The organism is Agromyces humi (genome assembly GCF_009720255.1).
Taxonomy (GTDB): Bacteria; Actinomycetota; Actinomycetes; order Actinomycetales; family Microbacteriaceae; genus Agromyces; species Agromyces humi.
On record NZ_WJSP02000568.1, the window covers coordinates 1 to 1,825 of the forward strand.

The window sequence follows — 1,825 nt, forward strand, 5'->3', positions numbered from 1 at the left end:
TCCGTGATCAAGCAGAAGAAGGAGACCGCGCCGATCTCGGTCGTCGTGGCGTCCACCGGACCGCAGCCGACGGGCACCGTGCAGGCCGTGATCGACGGAGAAGTCGTCGACTCCGCCCAGCTCGTCGATCGCGGCACCCGCTTCGGTCAGCGTCCGCTTCGCACTCAGTTGATCTTCACGACGGCACCCTTGACCGTCGTGGCGCCGCTCGCCGACAGCTCGGCGGTGCCTTACCTGCGCGAGCTCGCCCAGGGCATCCATCCGCCGGTGCTGAGCGACAACGGGCTCGTGGCGGCCGTCGAGTCGGGCGTGGCGCGGTATCCGATCCCGCTGTCGGTCGAGGCCGATGCTGCGGTTCGGGCCGAGCGCTATCCCGACGAGGTCGAGACGACCGCGTACTACGTGGTGCGCGAGGCCCTTGCCAACACCGCGAAGCACGCCGACGCGACGCACGCCTCGGTGGCGCTCGCGCGATCGAACGGGCACCTGCGCATCTCGATCACCGACGACGGCCGCGGCCTCGGCACGGTGTCGCCCGCGTCGGCGTCGGGCGGAGGGCTGGCGAACATCCGCGACCGCGTGGCGGCCCTGCGCGGCACGGTGCGGGTGTCGGCGGCCGAGCCGTCGGGAACGGGCACGACCGTGCTGGTGGACCTGCCCGTGAACGGGATCCCCGGCACCTCCTCCGCAGCCGATGGTGATCCCGTTGGATGACTCGGGCGTGCTGCGCGTCGTCATCGCCGAGGACAACTACCTCGTGCGGGAGGGGCTCCGGCGCCTGCTCGAGGACTCCGGCGAAGTCGACGTGGTCGCCTCGGTGGGCAACGGCGTCGAGCTGCTCGACGCGGTGCGGCGACTCGCGCCCGACGCCGTGCTCACCGACATCCGGATGCCGCCCGGCCACCACATGGAGGGGATCGAAGCCGCGCACGCGATCCGCGCCGCGTCCCCGGCGACCGGCGTAGTCGTGCTGTCGCAGCACGCCGACGAGAGCTACGCGCTCGCCCTCTTCGATGACGGCTCGGCCGGACTCGGCTACCTGCTGAAAGACCGGATCGGCGACCTCGAGGACCTCGTGCACGCGCTCCGCGAGGTGTGCGCCGGCGGTTCGGTGATCGACCCGCAGATCGTCGACACCCTGGTTCGGCGGCGCAGTGCCGCCGGCGCATCGAGCCCACTGGCTGCGCTCTCGCCGCGGGAGCTCGAGGTGCTTCGGGAGATGGCGGCGGGCAAGACCAACGCGGGCATCGAACAGGCGCTGTTCCTGTCGTCGTCGACGGTCGAGAAGCACGTGAACGCGATCTTCACGAAGTTGCGGCTGCCCGAGTCGGGCGTGCATCGGCGGGTCGCCGCGGTGCTGGCCTTCCTCCAGAGCACGGGCGCCTGACCCGTCGGCGCCGATCCCTCACAGCGCGACGCTGCTGAGCACCTCGGTGGCGGCGATCTTCAGCACGCCGCCCTCGTCCACGAGGCGGTAGGCCGTCACCTCCTGCACCACGGCGCCGTCGGTGAACGTGTAGGTGAGCGTCGCCTGGCCCTGGTCCGGGGCGGTGGCCGTCACGTCGGAGATCTGCAGGGCGGCGACGGCGGACCAGAACTCCTCGTAGGCCGCCCGCCCGCCGACGTGGTTCTCCTGGTAGTCGGCCGTCATCATCGTCCACGCGGTGTCGAGATCGGCGGGCACCAGGCCGTAGTAGGTGTTGAGGGTCTCGACGACCCGCTGCTCGGGCGTCGCGGGCTGCGGCGAGGGTGTCGGCGTCGGCTCGGGCGTCGGCTCGGCGGACGGGCTTGGACCCGGCTCTTGCGCGGGTTGCGGCTCGGGCTG

General features: G+C 71.7%; 2 protein-coding genes and 1 pseudogene. 2 read left to right on the forward strand and 1 reads right to left on the reverse strand.

Translation table 11 applies throughout. The annotated features are described in order from the left end of the window. Both GH736_RS22345 and GH736_RS22350 read left to right on the forward strand, forming a co-directional pair. The coding region (locus GH736_RS22345) for a sensor histidine kinase (protein WP_235934636.1) at window positions 1–714 on the forward strand (714 nt) is incomplete at its 5' end. After that, a complete protein-coding gene (locus GH736_RS22350; protein ID WP_235934637.1) occupies window positions 707–1,387 on the forward strand; it encodes a response regulator transcription factor in 681 nt (226 codons plus the stop codon). The genes GH736_RS22345 and GH736_RS22350, both read left to right, overlap by 8 nt. Before the next feature lie 18 nt (window positions 1,388–1,405). Here GH736_RS22350 and GH736_RS22355 read toward each other — a convergent pair. After that, window positions 1,406–1,825, reverse strand: a pseudogene (locus GH736_RS22355) (hypothetical protein); the annotation flags it as partial.